Annotated in this window: 19 protein-coding genes; 10 read left to right on the top strand and 9 right to left on the bottom strand. The window is 74.3% G+C overall.

The annotated features are described in order from the left end of the window. Positions 1-119 precede the first annotated feature (119 nt). Both OG625_RS34205 and OG625_RS34200 read left to right on the top strand, forming a co-directional pair. Entirely contained in the window at positions 120-1,721 is a 1,602-nt protein-coding gene (locus tag OG625_RS34205) for a serine/threonine-protein kinase (protein WP_329388733.1), read from the top strand. After that, positions 1,718-2,320, top strand: a complete 603-nt coding sequence (locus OG625_RS34200; protein WP_329388731.1) for a hypothetical protein — start codon at positions 1,718-1,720, stop codon at positions 2,318-2,320. Before OG625_RS34205 ends, OG625_RS34200 begins: the two co-directional genes overlap by 4 nt. Here OG625_RS34200 and OG625_RS34195 read toward each other — a convergent pair. Beyond that, the gene (locus OG625_RS34195; RefSeq protein ID WP_329388728.1) at positions 2,298-2,639 is read right to left on the bottom strand and encodes a DUF6191 domain-containing protein; all 342 of its coding nucleotides are present in this window, start codon (positions 2,637-2,639) and stop codon (positions 2,298-2,300) included. The two genes, OG625_RS34200 and OG625_RS34195, sit on opposite strands and share 23 nt — an antisense overlap. 319 nt (positions 2,640-2,958) lie before the next feature. Further along, complete coding sequence (locus OG625_RS34190; protein ID WP_329388726.1) at positions 2,959-4,248, bottom strand: ATP-binding protein; 1,290 nt, start codon at positions 4,246-4,248, stop codon at positions 2,959-2,961. A gap of 161 nt (positions 4,249-4,409) precedes the next feature. On the opposite strand from OG625_RS34190, the gene OG625_RS34185 reads away from it, so the two are divergent. After that, positions 4,410-5,921, top strand: a complete 1,512-nt coding sequence (locus tag OG625_RS34185) for a glycosyltransferase family 39 protein (protein ID WP_329388724.1) — start codon at positions 4,410-4,412, stop codon at positions 5,919-5,921. Positions 5,922-6,026: 105 nt separating this feature from the next. Continuing rightward, on the top strand, positions 6,027-6,833 hold the full coding sequence (locus OG625_RS34180; RefSeq protein ID WP_329388723.1) for a trypsin-like serine peptidase: 807 nt from the start codon (positions 6,027-6,029) through the stop codon (positions 6,831-6,833). Here the strand turns inward: OG625_RS34180 and OG625_RS34175 are convergent. The 4 genes from OG625_RS34175 to OG625_RS34160 all read right to left on the bottom strand — a co-directional run bounded on the left by OG625_RS34175 (position 6,830) and on the right by OG625_RS34160 (position 10,788). Next, positions 6,830-7,327, bottom strand: a complete 498-nt coding sequence (locus tag OG625_RS34175) for an NUDIX hydrolase (protein WP_329388721.1) — start codon at positions 7,325-7,327, stop codon at positions 6,830-6,832. The two genes, OG625_RS34180 and OG625_RS34175, sit on opposite strands and share 4 nt — an antisense overlap. 37 nt (positions 7,328-7,364) lie before the next feature. Beyond that, a complete protein-coding gene (gene lnt, locus OG625_RS34170; RefSeq protein WP_329391205.1) occupies positions 7,365-8,891 on the bottom strand; it encodes an apolipoprotein N-acyltransferase in 1,527 nt (508 codons plus the stop codon). 142 nt (positions 8,892-9,033) lie between these two features. Then, complete coding sequence (locus OG625_RS34165; protein ID WP_329388719.1) at positions 9,034-9,549, bottom strand: hypothetical protein; 516 nt, start codon at positions 9,547-9,549, stop codon at positions 9,034-9,036. A gap of 126 nt (positions 9,550-9,675) precedes the next feature. Then, positions 9,676-10,788, bottom strand: coding sequence for an FAD-dependent oxidoreductase (locus OG625_RS34160; protein ID WP_329388717.1), 1,113 nt, complete (start codon positions 10,786-10,788; stop codon positions 9,676-9,678). 88 nt (positions 10,789-10,876) lie between these two features. Here OG625_RS34160 and OG625_RS34155 point away from each other — a divergent pair, with 88 nt between their 5' ends. Continuing rightward, entirely contained in the window at positions 10,877-11,452 is a 576-nt protein-coding gene (locus OG625_RS34155; protein ID WP_329388715.1) for a TetR/AcrR family transcriptional regulator, read from the top strand. Further along, a complete protein-coding gene (locus tag OG625_RS34150; protein ID WP_329388713.1) occupies positions 11,449-12,375 on the top strand; it encodes an ADP-ribosylglycohydrolase family protein in 927 nt (308 codons plus the stop codon). The genes OG625_RS34155 and OG625_RS34150 overlap by 4 nt, the downstream gene beginning before the upstream one ends. On the opposite strand, the gene OG625_RS34145 is transcribed toward OG625_RS34150, so the two are convergent. From OG625_RS34145 to OG625_RS34135, 3 genes are all read right to left on the bottom strand, one after another. Continuing rightward, complete coding sequence (locus tag OG625_RS34145) at positions 12,345-13,955, bottom strand: ABC-F family ATP-binding cassette domain-containing protein (RefSeq protein ID WP_329388711.1); 1,611 nt, start codon at positions 13,953-13,955, stop codon at positions 12,345-12,347. The two genes, OG625_RS34150 and OG625_RS34145, sit on opposite strands and share 31 nt — an antisense overlap. Positions 13,956-14,098: 143 nt before the next feature. Next, positions 14,099-14,890: a glutamate racemase gene (locus tag OG625_RS34140; RefSeq protein ID WP_329388709.1), complete on the bottom strand. Its 792-nt coding sequence runs from the start codon at positions 14,888-14,890 to the stop codon at positions 14,099-14,101. Between the two features lie 376 nt (positions 14,891-15,266). Beyond that, on the bottom strand, positions 15,267-16,106 hold the full coding sequence (locus OG625_RS34135) for a nucleotidyltransferase domain-containing protein (RefSeq protein WP_329388707.1): 840 nt from the start codon (positions 16,104-16,106) through the stop codon (positions 15,267-15,269). Positions 16,107-16,263: 157 nt separating this feature from the next. On the opposite strand from OG625_RS34135, the gene OG625_RS34130 reads away from it, so the two are divergent. The 4 genes from OG625_RS34130 to OG625_RS34115 all read left to right on the top strand — a co-directional run bounded on the left by OG625_RS34130 (position 16,264) and on the right by OG625_RS34115 (position 19,959). Next, positions 16,264-17,442 carry a glycosyltransferase gene (locus tag OG625_RS34130; RefSeq protein WP_329388705.1) on the top strand — a complete coding sequence of 393 codons (1,179 nt, stop codon included), beginning with the start codon at positions 16,264-16,266 and terminating at the stop codon, positions 17,440-17,442. A gap of 258 nt (positions 17,443-17,700) precedes the next feature. Then, the gene (locus OG625_RS34125; protein WP_329388703.1) at positions 17,701-18,231 is read left to right on the top strand and encodes a DUF6643 family protein; all 531 of its coding nucleotides are present in this window, start codon (positions 17,701-17,703) and stop codon (positions 18,229-18,231) included. Positions 18,232-18,283: 52 nt separating this feature from the next. Further along, the gene (locus OG625_RS34120; RefSeq protein ID WP_329388701.1) at positions 18,284-19,108 is read left to right on the top strand and encodes an MOSC domain-containing protein; all 825 of its coding nucleotides are present in this window, start codon (positions 18,284-18,286) and stop codon (positions 19,106-19,108) included. Between the two features lie 239 nt (positions 19,109-19,347). Continuing rightward, positions 19,348-19,959, top strand: a complete 612-nt coding sequence (locus OG625_RS34115) for an Rv1733c family protein (RefSeq protein WP_329388699.1) — start codon at positions 19,348-19,350, stop codon at positions 19,957-19,959. Positions 19,960-20,036: the final 77 nt, after the last annotated feature.

The following is a 20,036-nucleotide window of genomic DNA, read 5'->3' as shown; positions in this document are numbered from 1 at the left end:
ACCGGCACGGTTGGGAACCAGCCGTGGCGGAAAGCACGTCCCGCATCAGGAACAGTCCCTGTGGGGGGCCGGACCGCGTCCGGTCACCCACGGATCTCCGCATGCAGGGGGCATCAACGATGAAGAACACGTGGACGGTCCCCGGATACTCGGAGGTCCGCGAACTCGGCTCCGGCGGCAGCGGCCGCGTGGTGCTCGCCGTCCACGACGGCACGGGCACGGCCGTCGCGGTGAAGTACCTCAGCGACCGGCTGCGCCAGGACCCCGCCTTCATCGGGGAGTTCCGCGCCGAGGCCCGGCTGCTCGGCGGTCTGCGCTCCCCGTACGTGGTGGGGCTGTACGAGTACGTGGAGGCGCCCGGCGGCGCCGCCATCGTGATGGAGCTGGTGGACGGGATCTCCCTGCGGGCACTGCTGAAGCAGTCCGGGCAGGCGGACGCCGAGGCCGCGCTCGTGGTGCTGAAGGGCTCGCTGCTCGGGCTGGCCGCGGCGCACCGGGAGGGTGTCGTCCACCGGGACTACAAGCCGGAGAACGTGCTGGTCGCGGCGGACGGCTCCTCGAAGCTGGTGGACTTCGGCATCGCCGCGAACCGCGGGAGCACTCCCGGTGTGGCCGGGACCCCGGCCTACATGGCGCCCGAGCAGTGGCAGGGCCGGCCGGCCTCCCCCGCCGCCGACGTGTACGCGGCGACGGCTACCTTCTTCGAGTGCCTCACCGGCCGCAAACCGTACGACGGGGAGAACTTCGCGGAGCTCGCCGTCCAGCACATCGAGGCCCCGGTGCCGGAGACCGAGGCCCCCGAGCCCGTACGGCCGCTGATCCGGCGCGGTCTGGCCAAGCAGCCGGAGCAACGCCCGGAGAACGCCGAAGCGTTCGTCGCGGAGCTGGAGGGCGTGGCCCTGGCCGCGTACGGACCCGAGTGGGAGGAGCGCGGGCAGCGCAAGCTGGCGGCGCTCGCCGCGCTGCTGCCGCTGCTGTTCCCCTCGGCGGGCGCCGCGGCCGCGGGAACGACGGCGGTGGCGACGACCACGCTGAGCAGTGGCCAGGGCTGGGCCCCGGGCCGGCGCGGCTGGCTGGCGGCGGGGGCGGCCCTGGTGCTGGGGGCCGCGCTGCTGCTGACGACGGGAGCGCTCGGCGCTTCCCCGGGCGGGTCGGCGGCGCTCAGCGCCTTCGCCACGACGAGCCCCGCCCCTCCCGGTTCGGCCTCCCCGGCTCCGAGCGCGACCGCCTCGCCTTCCGCATCGCCGAGTCCGAGCCCCTCGGCGTCGCCGAGCCCTTCGGCGTCCGCCTCGCCCTCCCCGTCGTTCTCCGCGTCGCGGAGCCCCACGCCGACCCCGAAGCCGACGGTCACCCCGTCGCCCACCCCGACGCCCACGACCTCGCCGACACCGCCGCTGAAGGTGACGAGCGTCGACGTGTCGCTCAAGACCGGTGTGTACCAGGGCGACGCGACCATCACGGTCGCCGCCACGGGCACCGGTCCGGTCACCGTGGTGGTGGAGTGGTTCCTGGGCGGCCAGCGGGGCGCCTACTCCGTCGCCGACGGCACCGAGTCCTTCGTGATCCAGGCCGGTTCACTGGCCCCGGTGGTCAAACACCACACCTTCAGCCGGGACCGGGGCTGCTACGGCGGCGTCCGCGTCACCACCAAGCCCGCCGCCGGGAACACCTCCGCCTCCGACTCCGAGTACCTGCTGCGCTGTCAGGACGTGCCCCGATGAGCGAACCCCGCGCCCCGCAGGGCGACGACGACTACAGCGCCACCGTCCTCGGCAGCCACTGGTTCACCGGACCCCAGGGGCCGGGCCCGGTCGAGCCCGACCGGGTCGAGGGTTCCGTGCTCCGTTTCGGACCGGGCGTCACGGCGGCCATGCCCGCGCCGTTCCCGGTGTCCTTCGCCCCGCCGGCGCCCGGCCGTCGGCGGGGCGCCGGCCTGCGGCGGTACACCCTCGCCGCGGTGGTGCTGCTCGCGGTGATCGCGTACCTCGGGTGGCAGCGGTTCGGGCCCACCATCGAGGTCCGGGGCCTGGCCGTGAGCACCGACCCCCAGGGCCCGCCCTGCGACACGGCCGCCGATGTGGTCGCCGTCGTGGGCACGAACGGGCGCCCGGGCACGCTCACCTACCGCTGGGCGCGCAGCGACGGCACGTACTCCGAGCAACTGACCGAGCGGGTGCCGCGCGGGCAGCGGGAGGCGCGGCTGCACCTGCTGTGGACGTTCAAGGGACAGGGGACCTACCCGGCGAAGGCCGAGCTCCAGCTGCTGTCGCCCGAGCGGCGCACGGCGGCCGTGGAGTTCACGTACAGCTGCCGCCCGTAGCCGGGGTTCCCGGGGCGGGCAGGCGGATGACGGCGAGGCCGCCGTCGAGGTCGACGCGAGTGCGGGGCGGGGCGCCGTCCTCCTCGTCGTCGCGCATGACGAGGGCGCTCTGGCGCTCCTTGAGTTCGTTCTGCTTGCCCGGCGAGAAGCTGGCGTGCAGCTGCTCGAAGCCGGTGCTCGATATCTGTCCCCGGCTGCCGCTCCCCCGCCAGGGCAGCAGTCCGGCGCGGCCCGCCCGGACGAACGCGAGGTCGAGGAACGCCGTCGCGGTGAGCAGTATCGCCAACCCCGGGAGCGTCATGAAGATGACAAAGCCCATGGCCCGACGGTAGCCGATCCGCGGATCCGGTCTTTCGGTCCTTCGGTCTTTCGGCCGAGGCGGTCGTGGCCGTCCGGCCGAAGCCCGGAACCCCCGTCCGCTGGTTGACTCGAACGTGTTGACGAGGGCGCCCAGGACGCCCTTCGGCACCGATGCGTGTCACGTTCCAGCCGGCGATACACCCCAACCGGAACGTGGCCGTCCCGCACGGATGCCAAGTCCGCGCGGGAGGCCCGCGGCCGCTTTGGGGAGTGGCCGCGGGCCGTTCGCGCGCGTTGACCGGGTTTGGCCGCCCCCCGCCGCAACCGGGGGACGGAGCTCAGAAGCGGGCGTGGGCCGTGATGTCGGCCTCGAACTCGCCCGTCATGGCCGGAGTCACCGTCGGCCGGCACTGCGCCACCGCCGCCAGGTAGTCCTCCGTGGTCGCGCCCAGCTGCGCGGCCGCCGCACCCCGCGCGCCCACCGCCTCCAGGTCCCGCTCGAAGGACACCTGCGCCGCGATCCGCGCCGCGTGCTCGATGTCGGCCGGCGTGAACAGCTCGGTCGCCGTCACCAGCGCCGCCACGTCGACGTCCGCGCGCCCCGCCGTGTAGCGCGCCCAGATCGCGGCGCGGGCCCCGGCGTCCGGGGTGCCGATCGGGATCAGGTAGTCGAAGCGTCCGGGCCTCAGGAAGGCCGGGTCGAGGGAGCGGATGGAGTTGGTGGCGCACACCAGCAGCCGCTCGTCGCCCTCCCGGAAGCCGGGTATCAGCTTGAGCAGTTCGTTCGTGACCCCGTGCATGCCGCCGGGCTGGGCGGGCTCGCTGCGCACGGGGGCGATCTCCTCGACCTCGTCGATGAAGACGAGCACCCGCTCCAGTTCGGAGATCCGGGCGAAGGCGTCGCGCAGCGCGGTGGCCAGGTTGCCCCCGTCGGCGAGCCTGGACGGCAGGAGTTCCACGAACGGCCAGCCGAGCCGGGAGGCGATGGCGCGGGCGAAGGTGGTCTTGCCGGTGCCGGGCGGGCCGAAGAGGGTGATGGCGCGCGGCGGCCGGACCCCGTGGGAGGCGGCCCGCTCGGGCTCGGCGAGCGGGAGCACCACGCGCCGCTCGATGAGGTCCTTCTCCGTCTCCATGCCCGCGACCTTGGTCCACAGGTCGTTGGGGAGGAAGCGCCCGCCGAGGTCGGCGAGGAGCCCTGCCGCCGGTCCGTGGAGGGGTTCGGTCTTCTCGAAGTAGGCGACCGCCGGCTGCCGGGTGTAGCCGGCGTTCAGCAGGCCCTCGCCGAGCAGGTCCTCCTCCGGGAGCACGTAGGCGATGCGGCCGACGCGGGCGGCGATGAGGCGCCGCTCCAGCTCGACGAGCAGGGCACTGGCGAGGCCCCGGCCGCGCCAGCCGGAGGCGATCGCGATGCGCATGACCCAGGCCCGCTCGCCGGTGACGCAGGCGAGGGCCGCGCCGATCGGGACGCCCTGGTGGACGGCGACCACGCAGGGCTGCCGGTCGGTGAGGGCGCTGATGCACTCGGCGAGCGAGAAGACGGATTCCTGGCCGAGTTCGGCCGTGGTGTCGATCAGGTGGACCACCGCTGCGAGATCGCTCTCGCGGTAGTCGTGGATGAGCCAGTTCACCGGGTACCGCCCCTCGTTCGTGCTCCTTGCGGTGAGGCTAGGGGCGGCGGGGCCCGGCGATCACGCTCCGTCGTGCACAACAGGCGGTCCGGAAACCGTCCGTGTCGTCCATAGACTGGTGCTTTCCGCCCGAACGCCAGACCGAGGATTCCAGCACCTTCATGCTTTGCCACATACCCGCGGCCCGACGCGGGCATCTCATATGGACCATCCCCTTCCTGTGGACCCTGGCGTTCGGTCTGTGGGGGATCTCCCGGCAGGACAGCGTGTGGCGGGACGAGGCGGCGACCTGGCAGGTCGCCGGGCGCTCGGCGGGCGAGATCTGGGACATGCTCGGCAACGTCGACGCCGTGCACGGGCTGTACTACCTGCTGATGCACGGCCTCTTCGAGCTGTTCGGGGCGAGTACGACCACCCTGCGGTTGCCGTCGGTGCTGGCGATCGCGGCCGCCGCCGGCTGTGTGGCGCTGATCGGGCGGCGACTGGCGGGCCCCTGGGCCGGGCTCGGCGGCGGACTGGCCCTCGGGCTGCTGCCGGCGGTCCAGTTCTACCTGCAGGAGGGCCGGCCCTACGCGCTGGTCGCGGCGGGGGCCGCGCTGTCTACGCTGCTGCTGGTCTCCGTCCTCGCCGCGGCTCCCGGGCGGCGGCGGGCGTGGCCGCGGTGGGCCGCGTACGGGCTCACCGTGCTGGTGTGCGCCCTGCTGAACTGGCTGTCGCTGCTGATCCTGCCCGCACACGCGGTGACCCTGTGGTGGGTACGGGCCGGGCGGGGCGTCTGGCTGCGCTGGACGGCATACGGCGCTGGCGCGGTGGCGGGGGCGCTGCCGCTGATCCTGTTCAGCCGCGGCCAGTCCGATCAGGTGTCGTGGATACCTCCGCTGACCTGGCACATGCTGATCGGCCCGGGGATCCTCCTCGCCATCGGCGCACTCGGGGCATGGGCGGACCGCACGGGCAGGTCGGACCGGTCGGACCGCACGGACAGACCGGACCAGTCGGACCGCCCGGGCAGGTCGCGGCTCTCGGCGGCCGCGGTCGGACTGCCGCTGCTGGCGGTGCCGCAGCTGGGGCTGATCGGACTGTCGCTGGTCCAGCCCCTCTTCCTGGACCGGTACGTGCTGTTCAGCATGGTGGGCCTGGCCCTGCTGATCGGCGCCGCTCTGGGGGCGGCCGTACGGGCCTGCGCGCCCCGGTTCCCGAGGGCGTCGGGTCTGCTCGTGCCGGGGGTGATCGGGATCGCGGTACTGGCGCTGCTGCCGGTGGAGCTGGGCAAGCGGGCCCCGGCGAGCCGGGTCGACGACGTGCTCGCCGTGGCAGGTGAGGTGGCCCGGCTGAAGCAGGACGGGGACGCGGTGCTCTTCGTACCGGCCGCGCGCCGGGACACGGCGCTGGTCTCCCCCGGCACCTTCACGGGCCTGGCCGACATCGCCCTCGCCAGGACCCCGGTGGCCTCGGCCACCCTCAAGGGCGAGGAGGCCGACCCGGCACGGATCCGGGCGGCGCTGCTCGACCGGCGGCGGGTGCTGCTCGTGACGGACGCGGCGAAGGTCGCGAAGACGCCGTCGGCGGAGCGGGACAAGGCGAAGGCCGCCGTCCTGCGGGAGTACTTCACGGTGGTCGAGGACCGGCAGCTCCGTGGCCGCCGGGTGACGGTGTACGAGCGGCGCGGGTAGTTCTGCCCGGAGCTTCACACCGGGTCCACGGGATTCTCCGGATTCACAGCAGATCCATACGGAATCCCAACCTCCGGCCACAGGTTCGCTGGGCAGGGTGGGGGCATGATCCACCCCACGCTCCACCGACCGGCTCGGCGCACCCGTGCGCGGCGGGCGTCCCGGATCCTGCTCGCCCTGGCGGCCGTGGCCGCGCTGATCAGCGTGGACGTGCCCGACGCACTGGCTGGCGCACCGCTCGGCGTCACGGCGCAGGCCCGGCGCGACGCCACGGCCGACCGGGTGGGCCCCCTCTTCGCGGGCGGACTCGACGGCGGGCACTTCTGCACCGCCGCCGTGGTGCGCAGCGCCGGCCGCGATCTGATCGCCACCGCCGCGCACTGCCTGGAGGACCCGGACGGCACCGTCTTCGCCCCGGGTTACCGGGACGGCGAGGCCCCGTACGGGCTGTGGCGGCTCACCGGTGTCCACGCCGCCGCGAGCTGGACGGACGGCGAGGACCCGGACGCGGACATCGCCTTCGCGACGGTGGCCCCGGTGGCCTCGGTGGACGAGGGGCAGGGCGCGTACGTCGAGGACCTGGTGGGCGGCTTCCCGGTCGCCCCCGCGCAGCCGGCCGACGCCACGGCGACGGTCATCGGCTACCCGCGCACTCTGGAGGCCCCGCTGCGGTGCGCGAACACCACCGCACTCATCTCCCCGACCCAGCGCCGCATCGCCTGCCCGGACCTCACCGGCGGCACCAGCGGCAGCCCCTGGCTGGTGGAGGGCGCGCTGGCGGGGGTTCTCGGCGGCTACGAGGGCGGTGGAACCGTACCGGAGGTCTCGTACAGCGCGGTGATGAAAGACCAGGCCGCACAGCTGTACCACGAGGCAGCCGACACCGCCGACTCCGACCGGGGCAGCCCCTAACGCACGGCGGAACCATTTTCGGCCGCGGGCATCTCGAACCACGTGGGCTCGTCGCGCAGCGCCTGGTGGATGCGCAGGAGGGCGAACTTCTCCAGGGGCGGGAGCGCGTCCAGCTCGAACCAGGCCACTTCCAGGGACTCGTGGTCGTTGACCCGGGCCTCGCCGCCGGTGGCGCGGCAGCGGAAGGTGATGTCCTGGAACTGGCAGACGTCGCCGTTGGGATAGGTGGTCGGGTCGAGCATCTGCACGAGGACCACCCGCTCGGGGACGCAGTGCACCGCGGTCTCCTCGTAGACCTCGCGCACGGCGGTTTCGGCCGGCTGCTCGCCTGGCTCGCTGATGCCTCCGACCACGGACCAGCGCCCGGTGTCGGAGCGCCGGCCGAGCAGCACCCGGCCCCGGTCGTCGAAGACGATGGCCGTGACGGCCGGCAGCAGGAGCAGCCGGTGGCCGGCCGTCGCGCGGATCTCGCGGATGAAATCGGGTGTGGTCATCCCCCGACCCTACGAGGCCCCGGGCGCGGCTCCGGCTTCAGGCCGACCGGCGTGCGCGGATCCGGCGCGTCAGGACCAGGCCGAACCCGCCCGCGGCGAGCAGCAGGAGCGCGTACTCCGGGAGCGGACCGAGGCGGGTGGCCGGGGTCTCGGTGGAGCGCAGCGGGATCTCGGCGACCAGTGCGTCCGCGGTGAACATCTTCGTCTGCTGGACGATCTTCCCGTCGGGGCGGATGACCGCGCTGACCCCGCTGGTGACGGGGACCACGACGGTGCGGCTGTGCTCCACGGCGCGGATCCGGTCCATGGCGAGCTGCTGGTAGGTCATCTGGGTCCGGCCGAAGGTGGCGTTGTTGCTGGGTACGGCGATCACCTGGGCGCCGTCCCGGACGGTGGAGCGGACCGCGTCGTCGAAGGCGGCTTCGAAGCAGGTGACCATCCCGACGCCGGTGCCCGCCATGTCGAAGACGCCGGGGTCCTTGCCGGGGCCGAAGTCGCGCCGCACCCGGTCCACGTCGGAGCTGAACAGCCGGACGAAGGAACGCATGGGGATGCGCTCGCCGAAGGGCTGGATCTTGCGCTTGTCGTAGGTCTCGGTGGGGCCCTTGACCGGGTCCCAGAGGATCATCGTGTTGCGCAGCGGGCCGGTCTCCGGGGACACGACGGCGCCGATGGCGACGGGCACGCCGATGGCCCTGACCGCGCGCTCGATGGCGTCGTACGCGTCCGGCTGGGAGTACGGGTCGAGGTCGGAGGAGTTCTCCGGCCAGACGACGAAGTCGGGCTTGGGGGCGCGGCCGGCCTTGACGTCCTCGGCGAGTTCGATGGTGCGCTTGACGTGGTTGTCCAGCACCTGGCGGCGCTGGGAGTTGAAGTCGAGGCCCAGGCGCGGAACGTTGCCCTGGATGACGGCGGCGACGGCCGTGCCGTTCTCGGCGGAGTCGGAGACCAGCGGGCGGGCGGCGAGGCCGGCGCCGATGGGGGCGAGGAGGCTGAACGTGGCGAGGGCGGCCGTGAAGAAGCCGGGGTGCTCGCGGACCGCGCGCAGGGCCGCGTACAGACCGAATCCGCAGAGGGCGACGGCGAAGGAGAGCAGCGGGGTGCCGCCGAGGGCGGCGAGCGGGGTGAAGACCCCGTCGGCCTGCCCGAAGGCGAGCTTGCCCCAGGGGAAGCCGCCGAAGGGGGCCCGGGCGCGCAGGGCCTCCCCGGCGACCCAGACGGCGGCGGCGAAGACCGGCCAGGCGGGGAGCCGGCTGACGAGGGCGACGCCGAGGCCGGTGAGGCCGATGAAGAGGGCCTCGACGGCGGCGAGCGCCAGCCACGGCACGGGACCGACCTCCTCGCCGGTCCAGATGAGGAGCGGCAGCAGGAAACCGAGCCCGGCGAGGAGCCCGAGGCCGAACCCGGCCCGGGCGCGGCGGCCGTGGAGGCAGCCGGCGAGCAGGGCGAGGGCGAGGGGGGCCAGCCACCACAAGGGGCGGGGCGGGAAGCTGAGGTAGAGCAGCACCCCGGCGAGGGCCGCGAGCGGGACGCGCACCAGCCACAGGACCGTCCGGGGCCCCATCGGGGGGAAGACGCCGCCCTGCGTCCGGGGGGCGCCTTCAGCGGGGCCGGCGGGCTTCGTGGGCTCGTTCCCGGCCGTGCGGGTGACACTGCTGCTCATCTGGCGGAGTGTACGTCCCCGCGGTCACAGTGCCGGTAAGGACCTATCGGGCGAGGGCCCGGAGGTGGGTGCGGATGACCCGGACGGCGTTCTCGGCGTCGTCGACGGTGACCGTGAACAGCTTCCCGTCGCCGAGTCTCAGTTCCACGCCCTCGCCGCGCCGGACGATGACCGCGGTGCCCTTCTCAGGGCGCCAGCGGTAGCCCCAGCCGCCCCACTGCTGCGGGGTGATCCGGGGGACGAACTCGGCCGAGGCCACCTCGCTGAGCCGGATCTTCCGGCGGGGCAGCCCCATGTGGCCGCAGCGCACTTCCAGGGCCTCGGCGTCGACGGTGACGGCGACGTGCACGAAGGCGAGGGTGCCGAAGAGGATCAGCAGCCCTGCGGCGAGGCAGCCGACCACGGACATGAGCAGGGGCACGTAACCGGAGGTCCAGGCGTTGTCGACGGCGAGTTCGATGCCGAGCGCCAGACAGGCCGCACCGGCCGCCGCCAGCAGCCACTGCACGCGGTTGGAGGCCCGGCCCGTCCAGAGCGGACCTGGGGGGTGAACCGTCATGTTGTGCAGCGTACTCACGTTCCGCATCGGCGCCACCGCCTCTCGCCCGGTCGCCGCAACGCGCGTCTGCCCGCTCTTGACCTCAATGAAACTTGAGGTTCCGCTCCCGGGTGGCGCGGGCGGGGGTCAGCCGGGCAGCAGCCCGACGAGCGCGTCGCGCAGGGCGGGGCGGCGGGCGCTCATGAAGCGGTGCAGGTTCCGCGAGGCGAAGGCCACCCGCTGGGCGCTGCGGCGGCGCTCGGCCCCGTACGCGCGCAGCGCCGCGGGCAGCCCGGCCGGGCCGCGCTCCGCCACCGCGCGGGTCAGGGCCTCGGCGTCGAGCAGGGCGGTACAGGCACCCTGCCCGAGGTTGGGCGTCATGGCGTGGGCGGCGTCGCCGACGAGGGCGACCCGGCCGGCGGCGGTGAAGGCGGGGAGCGCGGGGTAGAGGTGGCGCATCTCGTACCGGATCCACGTGGCGGGGTCGGTCTCGGCGAGGACGCGCGGGATGGGGTCGTGCCAGTCGGCGAAGGCACCGCGCAGCTCGTCGGCGGTGGTGGCCTCGGGAACGGTGGCGTACCAGTTGGTGCGGCCGGGCTCCACCGGGGTCATGCCGAAGAAGCGGCCCGCGCCCCAGGTCTCGCCGTACACGCCCGTCTCGAATCCCGCGGTGCCGATCCAGGCGACCGTGTCGATGCGGCGCGGGCGGCTGCGGGCGCCGAAGTGCGCGGTGCGGACGGCGCTGTTGATGCCGTCGGCGCCGACGAGGAGGTCCACGCCGGGCGGCAGGGGGGCGGGGGCGGCGGCCCGGCCGACGGCTTGGTCGGTGGCCGGGTCGGCGACCAAGCTCGCGGCCTCGCCGGCGAGGGGTCGCCCGTACTCGATCTTCGTGCCGCCGAGCCTGTCGAGCTCGGCGAGCAGGGCGTCGATCAGGTAGGGGCGGGATACGAGGAGCTCGGGCCGGCCCGCCTTGCGCTCGATCCGTTCGAGCGGGAGGGCGGCGAGCACCGTGCCGTCGGGCCGCCGGATCCACCCGTCGCGGTACGGGACGGCGCGCGCCCGCAGCGCGTCGCCGAGGCCGAGCCGGTCGAGGGCGGATTGGGCGGTGGGGTGGATCCCGAAGGCGGTTCCGTAGCGTTCGAGTGCGGCCCGGCGCTCCAGGACGGTCACCTCCCAGCCCGCCCGGCGCAGCCCGATGGCGGTGGCGAGTCCGCCGACTCCGGCGCCGACGACGAGGGCCGTACCGCTGTTGCCGCCCATGACTCGTTCCCTTCATCGACACGGAGACCCGACCACCACACCCGTGGTACTACATCCGTGGTACCACGGGCGTGGTTAAGCTGGCAAGGTGAATCAGGACCGAAGGGACCGGCTGCGGGACGCGGCGGTCGCCGTACTGGCGGAGGCGGGTGGGCGCGGGCTCACCCACCGGGCGGTCGACGCGGCCGCCGACGTGCCGACGGGCACGGCCAAGAACTACTTCCCGACCCGCGACGCGCTCCTGCGGGCCGTCGCCGAGCGCTGCCTGGAGCAGTACCTGGCGCTGACCGCCGGGCCCCCGCCCGGCGACCCCCAGCAGCTGGCGGCCCTGCTCGCAGGGCTGCTGCGGGACGTGGCGGGGCCCGGGCGGCCGCGCGTACTGGCCTATCTGGAGCTCCAGACCGAGGCCGCGCGGCGGCCGTGGCTCGCGGCGCTGCTGGATCCGATCGGCACCTCGGACTTCGCCGCACACGCCCACCTGCTGCACGCGGCCGGGCTGCCGGCCGGACCGGAAGCGGCCCGCGCCCTGACCCTCGCCCTGCACGGCGCGATCCCCCACCTGCTGGCGGGTGCGCCGGGCACCCTGGCGGCGGCCGGCCTCGACGACCTGGACCGCTTCACCCGCGACCTGCTGGCCGCCGCACGCCCCGCGGAGGCACCGTGACCACCCGGCTCGACCGGGCCGTGGGCGCCGTCCTGGGCTCGGCGGCGGGCGACGCGCTCGGCGCACCGTACGAGTTCGGCCCGGCGGGCGCTCTGACCGCGCGCGGCGAGGAGATGTCCGGGGGCGGCGGCTGGGATCCCGGCGAGGCCACGGACGACACCCAGATGGCGGTCCTGGTCGGCGAGTCCCTGCTGGAGCGGGGCGGCCTGGACCTCCCGGACGTCTTCGCCCGCTTCCAGCGCTGGGCGGCGGGCGAGCCGAAGGACATCGGGCTCCAGACCGAGGACGTGCTGACGAACGGCGAACCCTGGGACCTCGCGGCCGCCCTGCACTTCCAGATCAACGCCCGCGCGGCGGGCAACGGTTCCCTGATGCGGGCGGCCACCTCGGCGGTGTACTTCGCGGCCGCCGGGCGCGACGAGACCATGGCCGCCGCCCGGCGCATCGCGGCGCTGACGCACGGCGACCGGGCGGCCTGGGAGGGCACGGCCGTGCTGCACGAGCTCGTACGGGTGGCCATGGACGGAACCGACCCGCTGGCCGCGCTCCCGGCGACGCTCGCCGCGGTCCACCCGGCCCACCGCGAGCGGTACGGGCGCGTGCTCGCCCCCGACTGGCACCCCGGCCTGGCCACCGAGTTCAACGGGGCGGTGTGGCCCTGCCTGGGCTCGGCGGTGTGGGCAGTGCGGACCACCACGGGGTTCGCCCAGGCCGTGCGGGCCGCCGTGGACCTGGGCGGGGACACCGACACCGTGGCGGCGGTGACGGGGGCCCTGGCCGGGGCGGTGTACGGGCAGCGGGCGATCCCCGGCCGCTGGACGGCCGCACTCCACGTGCCGCTGCCCGGATTCGGGGACCGCGTCCTGGACGCCGACGGCCTCCGCGCACTGGCTCAGCGGCTCGCCGCGACCGGCTCGCGCTGAAGCTCCAGGCGGCGTCCGCGGAAGGCCGCGCGCAGCCGCCGGTCGTGCGTGACCAGGACCAGGGTCCCCGCGAAGTGGGCCAGGGCCGCCTCCAGTTCCTCCACCACCGCAGGGGCCAGGTGGTTCGTCGGCTCGTCCAGGAGCAGCAGGTCGAGGGGCCGCTCCACCAGCCGGGCCAGTTCCAGCTTGCGGCGCCGGCCCGCCGAAAGGGCGCACACCGGCCGGGTGAGGTCGCGCGGGGCGAGCAGTCCGTGCGCGGCGACCCGGTCGGCGTGTTCCTCGCCGAACGCCTCGACGACCGAGCGGAGTTCCCGTGCCCACGGGTCGTCCTGCCGGAGCAGCCCCACCCGCGGCGGTGTGCGTACGAGGCCTTGCTCGGGCTGGAGTTCACCGGCGAGCAGGTGCAACAGTGTCGACTTCCCCGCCCCGTTGGGCCCGGTCACCAGCAGCCGCTCCCCCGGCGCGAGTGTCAGCGAGAGCGGTCCGAGCCGTCCGGGCACGGCCGCGTCGGCCAGCTCGACGACCCCGGCCGAGCCCACCGCGAACCGCCCGGTGAAGCAGAGCGGCTTCGGGGGCGGCGCAACCGGGTTCTCGGTCAGCCTGTACAGCCGCTCGCGGGCGGCGCGGATGCGGCTCGCGGCGCCGTGGGTCCGCGAGCGGGCCCGGAAGGCGCCGGCTCCGCTGAAGCCGCGGGGCAGCTTGCGCGGGATCGCCGCGAATCGCCCGATGTTGGTGTCGGCGAGCCTCTCGGCGCTCCGGACCTCCTCGCGCCATTCCTCGTACTCCCGCTGCCGGCGGGCCCGTTCGGCGGTGCGGGCGGTCAGGAACCCGGCGTAGCCGTCTCCGTAGCGACGTACCGTCCGGGTGTCCTGGTCCACCTCCAGGACGGCGGTGGTGACGCGGTCGAGGAAGAGCCGGTCGTGAGTGACGGCGACGACGGTTCCGCGGTGGCCGCGCAGGCGCTCCTCCAGCCAGCCGACCGCCTCGTCGTCCAGGTCGTTGGTCGGTTCGTCGAGCAGCAGGAGTTCCGGCTCGGCGGCGAGGGCGGCAGCGAGCGCGAGCCGGGAGCGCCGGCCGCCGGACAGGGTGCCGAGCCGGCGGTCCGGATCCAGGGCGGTGCGTTCGCCCAGGCGGTGCAGGGTGGTCGCGATGCGCCGGCCGGCATCGCGGCCGCCGCGCGCCTCGTGGGCGGCGAGGAGCTCCGCGTACGCGGCGAGCTCCTCGGGGCCGGCCTGGTGCAGGAGGGATTCAGCGGCTCGGATCCGGCGCTCCAAGGCCCGCAGGTCGGCGAGCGCGAGGTCGATGGCGTCGCCGACGCGGGCGGACGGCGGGAGGTCGAGGGTCTGCGCGAGGTGCCCGACGCCGCCGGGCGCGGTGACGGTGACCTCGCCGTGGTCGGGCCGCTCCCGGCCGGCGAGGAGCCGGAGCAGGGTGGACTTGCCGGAGCCGTTGTCGCCGACGACGCCGACGCGCTCGCCGGGCCGGACCGTACAACTGACGCGGTCCAGGACGACGTGGGTGTCGTAGCTCTTGGTGACCTCGGACAGGACGATCTGGGTGGAGGCGAGTGGAGCGCGCAAGGGCAATTCCTTCGGTCGATATTCGAGACGAAACGTCTCGTCTCGTAATGCGTCCAACCGTAACCCACGCACGAGCGTGACGCAAGACGTTCCGTCTCGCTGCGGGAAGTCGGGGCGGGTCCCCCACGGAGCTCGCCCGGGGACTACCCGACGGGCGCGCCGTGGCCCGCGAGCAGCCGTCCCTCGGCGTACCCGAGCGCGGCGGCGGGAAGGTTCCCCTCGCGCCCGCTGCACAGGACGGTCAGTCCGCCCGTGCGGGGCAGGTCCGGCTCGGGCCGGGCGCCGATTCGGCGCAGCGCCTGCACGGCCACGGGCTCCGCGGAACCGTGGAAGACCAGGTCGGCTCCGCCGGTCCGCGCGGCCAGGGCGGCCCGGATCGGGGTCTCGACCAGCTCGTAGTGCGTGCAGCCGAGCACCACGTCGGTGACGTCGGCGGGAGTCAGCGCGGCCGCCGCGGCGACGGCTGCCGTCACGGCGGCATCGTCGGCCGCCTCCACGGCGTCGGCGAGCCCGGGACAGGGCACTTCGGTGACCCGGGCCCCGGTAGCGAAGTCGCGGATCAGCCCGCGCTGGTAAGGGCTGCCGGTGGTGGCGGGGGTGGCCCAGATCGCCACACGGCCGCCGTCGGCTGCGGCCGGCTTGATCGCCGGCACGGTTCCGATGACCGGGATGCCCGGCTCCAGCTCCGCCCTCAGGGTGTCCAGAGCGTGCACGGTGGCGGTGTTGCAGGCCACGATGAGCGCGTCCGGGCGGTGCGCGGCAGCGGCCTTGGCCACGGCGAGCGCCCGCTGGGCGAGGTCGGCGGGGGTGCGCGGCCCCCAGGGCATCCCGTCGGGGTCGTTGGACAGGATCAGGTCCGCGTCCGGCCGCATCCGCCGCACTGCCGCGGCGGCCGCGAGGAGGCCGATTCCGGAGTCCATGAGGGCGATCTTCACGCGGCCACCTTAGTCGACGCGCCGCCGCACCCTGCGGGGCTCGGCGATGTGCGGCTCACTTCGGCGGGGCCGAGTCGAGTGGGTCGGTCCGTGGTGCCGTGCCGGGGCGTCTCCTCGCCCTCGCGCACTGAGGCAGCTGTCGGCCGCCAAGCGTGGTTGCGCGCTCGGCCTGCGGGGACATCCCGGCACGTCCCCACTCCCCTCCGCCGTCGGCACCGTCGCACCGCCGCCGGGGTGGGGACACGGCGGGGTGTCCCCACAGGCCGAGCGCATGGGCGACCGCTCACCGGTCGAAGCCGTACCCGAGTGCGCGAGCCGAGGAGACACCCCGGCGGGGCACCGCCCCGCCCGCACGCCCCCGGTTCGGGCTGCGCCCTCAGCCCCGCCCGGCCGCAGCCGAAGCCGGGGCGCCCGAAGCGGTGCCGGGAAGCGCGAGCGATTCGATGACGCCGTGCCAGGTGCGCCGGTATCCCTCGCGCAGGGGGCCGCCCACGAGATCGAGGATCTCCGACACCGCGTCCAGCATCGGGCCCGGGTCTCCGGACTCGCACAGGTGCAGGTGCCCCTCCAGCAGCGCGCCTCCGCGCCGCGCGTCCGCTTCCCGCAGGCGCCGCGGGAGCCATTTCCCGCCGCCCGACCACGCCTGGTGGTGCTCGAGGAGCAGCTCGGCGGCGGCGCCGAGTACGACTCCGGCCACCGCGAGCCGCTCGATGCGGTCGCCCGCGTCGGAGAGGTCGTCCAGCGCGTCCGTCAGCACGTACCGCTTCGTTTCGACCGTCTGCGGATCCCACGCCGGCGGCCCCTTCCGCAGGTCGGTCTCAGCCCGCGCACGGGCCCGTCCGGCCGCACCGTCCACGTCGAGGAGGACGAGCCCGGTGGCGTACATGCTCTGCAGGGTCCCGCGTCGCGCGGCGACGTCCGCGGCAAAGAGTTCCTCGAGTCCGGCACGGGTGTGGACGAAGAGCTCCACCACCCGCCCCTCGAAGCGGATCGTCTCCCGGTAGGTCTCGCCGCCGTCCTTGACGAGCACCGCGACGTCCAGGTCGCTGGTGGCGCCCGCCCGACCGGCCGCCGTCGATCCGGCGAGGACCACGGCGAGGGCATCGGGGAAGAGCGCGCGGGCGAGGCGTCGCGCCTGGTCGACGCCGGCGGGGTCGGCGCCTTCGGGGTCGGCGCCCCCCGCAGCGGCGGTGCGACCGGCAGGGTCTGCGTTCATACAGGTCAGGGTGGCGCAATCCGTGATCGGCGGCGACGACTTTTCCCGCCCCGTCCGGCCCCCGCCCGGCCCCGCCCGGCCCCCGGCAATGCGCGGACGGCGCACCGGCCGCCGCCAGGTCCGCGACAGGCCCCGCAGGGCCCGGCACACTGCCGACATGGGCCTCCTCACCGCCGCCTGCGCGGCCTACGCCTCCCTCGCCGCCTGGCTCTGGCTCACCCTCGCCCAGGGCATGTTCTGGCGCACCGACGTCCGGCTGCCCCGCCGCACCGCCCCCACCCACTGGCCGTCCGTGGCGATCGTCGTGCCCGCGCGGGACGAGGCCGAGGTGCTGCCGCTGAGCCTGCCGTCACTGATCGCCCAGGACTATCCCGGCGAGGCCGAGGTGGTCCTGGTGGACGACGGCAGCACGGACGGCACCGCCGCCCTCGCGCTCCGACTGGCGCACGAGCAGCCCGGGCTGCCGCTCACCGTCGTCTCCCCCGGCGACCCCGACCCCGGCTGGACGGGGAAGCTCTGGGCGCTGCGCCACGGCATCGCGCACGCCCGCGCCGCGCATCCCGTCGAACCGGACTTCCTCCTCCTCACCGACGCCGACATCGCGCACGAGCCCGACAGCCTCCGCGAGCTGGTCGCCGCCGCGACCTCCGCCGACCTCGACCTGGTCTCCCAGATGGCCCGGCTGCGCGTCGCCGGCTTCTGGGAGCGGCTCCTCGTACCTGCTTTCGTCTACTTCTTCGCCCAGCTCTATCCGTTCCGCCGGATCAACCGCCCGGGCGCCCGCACCGCGGCCGCGGCCGGTGGCTGCGTCCTGCTGCGCACGCGCGCGGCCGTGAAGGCGGGGGTGCCGGACTCCATCCGGCAGGCCGTCATCGACGACGTGTCCCTGGCCCGCGCCGTGCAGCGGTCCGGGGGACGGATCTGGCTCGGGCTCGCGGAGCGGGTGGACAGCGTGCGCCCGTACCCCGTGCTCGGCGACCTGTGGCGGATGGTCTCCCGCAGCGCGTACGCGCAACTGCGCCACCAGCCCCTCCTCCTGGCGGGCACCGTCGCCGGGCTCGTGCTGGTCTACCTCGTGCCGCCGGCCGCCCTGCTGGCGGGACTGGCGACGGGATACCCGGCCGTCGCCTGGGCCGGCGGTCTGGCCTGGCTGCTGATGGCCGGCACCTACCTGCCGATGCTCCGCTACTACCGCCAGCCGGCCGCCCTCGCGCCGCTGCTTCCGTTCACCGCGTTCCTGTACCTGCTGATGACCGTCGACTCGGCCGTCCAGCACTACCGGGGACGGGGAGCCGCCTGGAAGGGCCGTACCTATGCCCGGCCGAGCGACGCCTGAAACGGCAAATCACCAACGAACTGCGGTCAAAACCAACGTCATCCGAGGTCACCGAGTTGTGACACTGCGTCAACAACAAATCCGTGCACCACGCAACCGGTGAGTACGAGTAGGAACAAGGTGGTGCGGACGGGTCGAAATCGTGCACGTGAACGTCAAGTGAAAGGTGGGGCTCTGACCTGCGAATATGCAGGTCAGAGCGGTGTTGGTGACACCTCGCTATGGACCCCGTGAAGTCGTGGGCTTAACTTAGGTCCCATGACCTCCCCCCGCTCCACTTATGGCGGCGGTTACTACTCCGCGCCCTCCTTCCCGGACACCCCCATCTACGACTCCCTCGTCGCCGAACGCGGCACTCCGCAGATCGCCCCGATCCGCGTCCCGGCCGCCTACGAGTCCCCCAGTGCCGGGTATTCGAGCGGTGGGTACCTCCCGGCCCTCGCCTCGGCCCTGCCCGCCCTGCCGGCCGCGCTCCCCCCGGCGATGCCGCAGCAGCAGGCGCCCGCGTACGGGTACCCGTACCAGCAGCAGGCCGCTCAGCAGCCGATGCCGCTGCAGCACGCGCCCGCGCCGTACATCCCGCAGCAGCAGCCGGTCGGAGCCCGCGCCGGCTACATGCCGCAGCCCCAGCCGCAGCAGCCCCGCCCGGTCGCCGCGGCCACCGGCTACGAGGCGATGCGTCCGGCCGCGCCGCGCCCGATGCAGGTTCCCGTGCAGGTGCCGGCTCCGGTCCAGGGCGCCTCGTACGAGGACCCGTACGGCCGCCCCTACCAGGGGCGCGGCTACTGACCGATCCGATGACAGGCGCTTGGGTGGCCGACGGGGCTGGCAGTATTCTCCTATGTCGAACTTGTATGTCCAGGCGCTCCACGTCCATCCCGTCAAGTCGGTAGCGGGGACCGCTCCCGACGAGGTGGCCGTGGAGCCCTGGGGTCTGTCCGGGGACCGGCGGTGGGCGCTGGTCGACACCGAGGGCATGGTCATCACCCAACGCCAGCAGCCGCGGCTGGCGTTGGCTTCGGCGCGTCCGGTGGGCGGCGGCCGGATCGCGGTGTCCGCGCCGGGCATGGCGGAGCTGGTGGTGGAGGTTCCGGCACCGGGGCCGCTGGAGCCGGTCTTCCTGTTCGGGAAGAAGGTCGAGACGGTGATCGCGGCGGACGCCGCGGCCGATTGGTTCGGCGAGTACCTCGGCGTGCCGGCGCGGCTCACGTACATGGACGATCCGGCCGTGCGCCGGCCCGTCGACCCGGACTACGCGCTGCCGGGCGAGACGGTGAGCCTGGCCGACGGCTATCCGCTGCTGCTCGCCACCCTCGCGTCGCTGGACGCGCTCAACTCCTTGATCGCGCAGGGGGACCATCCCGAGGAGGGTCCGCTGCCCATGAACCGGTTCCGCCCCAATGTGGTGGTGGCCGGGGCGGAGGCGTGGGCGGAGGACGGCTGGCGGCGCGTGGCGATCGGCGACGCCGAGTTCCGCGGGGTCCGCGAGTGCGGGCGGTGCATCGTGACCACCACCGACCAGCGGACGGCGGAGCGGGGCAAGGAGCCGTTGAAGACGCTGGCCAAGCACCGGCGGATCGGCAAGTCGCTGGCCTTCGGGCGGCACCTGGTGCCGGTGCGGCTCGGTACCGTGCGCGTCGGCGACGAGGTTCGCGTCCTGGAATGACAGGAATGACCCGCGCAGACCCACCGGAATGACACCTTCGAGGGGCTCTGCGTTCCGACTGGAACCAACCGGCACGACCACGCCGTTGGATCAGTCGAGACGCGTGAACAGCCGGGACGGAGATCGCACCGAATCCGGTGACACATGTCTCGCGCGTCCCGGAATGCGCGTTACCGGGGCGTGCGGGAGGCTTGGACGCGCAGGCAGGCGGAGCTCGCGGAGGCAGGGGGAGCCAAACCGTGTGGACGGCAATGGGAGTGTGGCGGTGGCGGCGCAATCCGCTGCGCCGGCCGACCGATCTCTTCGAGGCATGGGTGGCGTTCGCCGCGCTGGTGTGCGTGCTGGTGGTGGCTCCGGCCCTCGGCTGGGTCGCGGGCCTCACGGTGGACGGGACCTTGCAGCAGGCCGCGCGCGAGCAGCGGCAGGAGCGGCACCTCGTACCGGCGGTGGTGCTCCGGCAGGCTCCCGAGTCGGCCGCGGCAGACTCGGCCGACCCGTCGGCGCAGCGGACTGCCCCGCGCCGGACGCAGATCGTGGCCTCGTGGACCGCTCCCGACGGCAGCAGCCACCAGGGCACGGTGCCGGCCGCGGAGGAACCGCCGCGGCCCGGCGACCGGTTCCGGATATGGACCGACGCGCGCGGCAGGCTCGTCGGACAGCCGCTCGACCCGTCCTCCGCGGCCCTGCACGCCGGGGCCGTGGGCCTGGCGATCGCGATCGGCGCGGCCGCGCTGGTGGAAACGGTCCGGCGGCTGGTCGTACGCAGGCTCATGCATCGGCGGTACATACGTCTGGACCGCGCCTGGGCGGCTGCCGGACCTGACTGGGGCCGGGCGGGCGCGGGCAGTTGACCTGGCCACTCACCGGCGCCGCGCGCGCTACGGTGGGGCGGCCAGACCAGATCGGTCGCATCGGCACGGCGAGTACG

It is taken from the genome of Streptomyces sp. NBC_01351 (assembly GCF_036237315.1).
GTDB lineage: Bacteria > Actinomycetota > Actinomycetes > Streptomycetales > Streptomycetaceae > Streptomyces.
This window is presented reverse-complemented; position numbering and strand designations above follow the sequence as displayed.

Excerpts from the sequence above, each read along its gene's own strand:
- OG625_RS34180 (WP_329388723.1), top strand. The coding sequence starts at position 6,027 with ATGATCCACCCCACGCTCCACCGACCGGCTCGGCGCACCCGTGCGCGG.
- OG625_RS34195 (WP_329388728.1), bottom strand. The coding sequence starts at position 2,639 with ATGGGCTTTGTCATCTTCATGACGCTCCCGGGGTTGGCGATACTGCTC.
- OG625_RS34160 (WP_329388717.1), bottom strand. The coding sequence starts at position 10,788 with ATGGGCGGCAACAGCGGTACGGCCCTCGTCGTCGGCGCCGGAGTCGGC.
- OG625_RS34120 (WP_329388701.1), top strand. The coding sequence starts at position 18,284 with ATGTCGAACTTGTATGTCCAGGCGCTCCACGTCCATCCCGTCAAGTCG.
- OG625_RS34205 (WP_329388733.1), top strand. The coding sequence starts at position 120 with ATGAAGAACACGTGGACGGTCCCCGGATACTCGGAGGTCCGCGAACTC.
- OG625_RS34185 (WP_329388724.1), top strand. The coding sequence starts at position 4,410 with ATGCTTTGCCACATACCCGCGGCCCGACGCGGGCATCTCATATGGACC.
- OG625_RS34125 (WP_329388703.1), top strand. The coding sequence starts at position 17,701 with ATGACCTCCCCCCGCTCCACTTATGGCGGCGGTTACTACTCCGCGCCC.
- OG625_RS34130 (WP_329388705.1), top strand. The coding sequence starts at position 16,264 with ATGGGCCTCCTCACCGCCGCCTGCGCGGCCTACGCCTCCCTCGCCGCC.
- lnt (WP_329391205.1), bottom strand. The coding sequence starts at position 8,891 with ATGGGGCCCCGGACGGTCCTGTGGCTGGTGCGCGTCCCGCTCGCGGCC.
- OG625_RS34200 (WP_329388731.1), top strand. The coding sequence starts at position 1,718 with ATGAGCGAACCCCGCGCCCCGCAGGGCGACGACGACTACAGCGCCACC.
- OG625_RS34175 (WP_329388721.1), bottom strand. The coding sequence starts at position 7,327 with ATGACCACACCCGATTTCATCCGCGAGATCCGCGCGACGGCCGGCCAC.
- OG625_RS34135 (WP_329388707.1), bottom strand. The coding sequence starts at position 16,106 with ATGAACGCAGACCCTGCCGGTCGCACCGCCGCTGCGGGGGGCGCCGAC.
- OG625_RS34165 (WP_329388719.1), bottom strand. The coding sequence starts at position 9,549 with ATGACGGTTCACCCCCCAGGTCCGCTCTGGACGGGCCGGGCCTCCAAC.